Source organism: Mesorhizobium sp. M7A.F.Ca.CA.001.08.2.1 (assembly GCF_003998455.1).
GTDB lineage: Bacteria > Pseudomonadota > Alphaproteobacteria > Rhizobiales > Rhizobiaceae > Mesorhizobium > Mesorhizobium ciceri.
Genome location: NZ_RZPW01001077.1, coordinates 1 through 1,584, shown reverse-complemented (window position 1 = coordinate 1,584; position 1,584 = coordinate 1). Strand labels below are relative to the sequence as shown.

Here is a 1,584-nt window from a genome sequence, read left to right as displayed (position 1 = left end):
GTGGCGGTGTTGCTCGACACCCAGACCAGCGGAGGCGATCACAATGGCGAGGAAATCGAGGGCATTGCCCACGGCGTGATCCGGCTTGATAAATCTCTCGAGGACTACGGCGGCGTGCGGCGGCGTATTGAAGTCAGCAAACTGCGCGGTGTGCCGTTTGCAGACGGTTATCACGATATGGCTATTCGCGAAGGCGAAGGCGTTGTGGTTTTTCCGAGGATTGTGCCCGGGTCGCCTGCCGAAGTGACCAAGCCGCAGCTGATCAAGTCAGGGGTAGACGCTCTCGACGAGATGTTCGGCGGCGGCCAGGAATCGGGAACCATAACGCTCGTGATTGGTCAGTCGGGGACAGGCAAGTCGACGATGTCGTCGCTTTACGCCACTGCCGCGCTTCAGCGGGGCGAAAGCGTGGCCCTGTTCCTGTTTGAGGAGCGGCTGGAGACTTTCTTTCGCCGGTCCGAAGGCCTTGGGATGGATCTTCGGCAGTTCCACAGGGATGGCCAACTCGTCATCTACGATTTTAGTCCAAACGAAATCTCGCCCGGAGAGTTCGGCCAGATTGTGCAGCAAGTCGTCAGTCGCAACAATACCCGGGTAGTCGTGATTGACAGCTTCACCGGCTATCTGAATTCTCTTCCCCACCGGGAAAAGGCGGTGCTGGACATCCAGTCTCTCCTGAAACATCTCGCTCGCGCTGACGTGCTAACCATGCTCATTGTCGCCCAGCATGGTTTGCTCGGGCAGAATGTTGGGATCGACGTGGACGTCAGTTTTCTCGGCGACACCGTGCTTCTGCTGCGCATGTCCGAGCATGAAGGCCGTCTGAGGCGCAATATCACGGTCGTCAAGAAACGCCACGGTCCCCACGATCTCGATGTCCGGGAACTGTTCATCGCGAGTTCCGGCGTTTCCGTGGTTGCCTACAATCCTCTGCCCGAGACGTGAGCGACGTCGAGCGAAACGGGCTGGGAACACTGGATTGGGTGCTCATTTTGGCGCCTTACCGCAAGGATGCTGGTTACACCGCCTCCCTGCTGCAGGAACGTGGTTTACGGGCTCGAGCGGCGAGCCCCGAGGACTTAGAGGGATTGCTTGCACTGTCCCCTGGAGTGCTGGTTGTTACCCATGAAGCCTTAAATCCTCAGGCTATCGCAACAGTTGAAAGTTTCCTTCAGTCGCAGCCGAATTGGTCGGAAATCCCAATCGTTGTTTTGTTGGACCGTGGGGCACAGCAGTCACGCATCCAAGCGGCGCTGAGTGCTGCCTGGCCACGTTCACGTCAGATATACTATCAGCGTCCAGTGGCTGCGCTCGAACTAATAAGCGGAATCCAGTCGGCACTCCTCACCAGAATTCGCCAGCGCGACGTGCGTGACTATCTTGAGCGGGAGACGGAACTCCGCCTTGAACTAAATCATCGAGTGAAAAACATCCTGGCGACCGTCATATCCATCTTCGATATGACCAGGCGCGGTGCGATCTCGGCAGAAGGGCTTGCAGAAGACTTCAAAGGGCGATTGAGAGCCTTGTCGGATGTTCATTCTGCAGTTTTTGCTGCCGGTGGCGAGACCGTGGCCTTAACGG

Annotated in this window: 2 protein-coding genes; both read left to right on the top strand. The window is 57.4% G+C overall.

Going from position 1 to position 1,584, the window contains the following annotated elements:
• Nucleotides 1-945, top strand: a 945-nt coding sequence (locus tag EN914_RS34895) for an ATPase domain-containing protein (protein WP_127389663.1), incomplete at its 5' end; no start/stop codon positions are given.
• Nucleotides 942-1,584 (top strand): HWE histidine kinase domain-containing protein (locus EN914_RS34890; protein WP_281034694.1); only part of this gene is annotated, 643 nt, incomplete at its 3' end. The genes EN914_RS34895 and EN914_RS34890, both read left to right, overlap by 4 nt.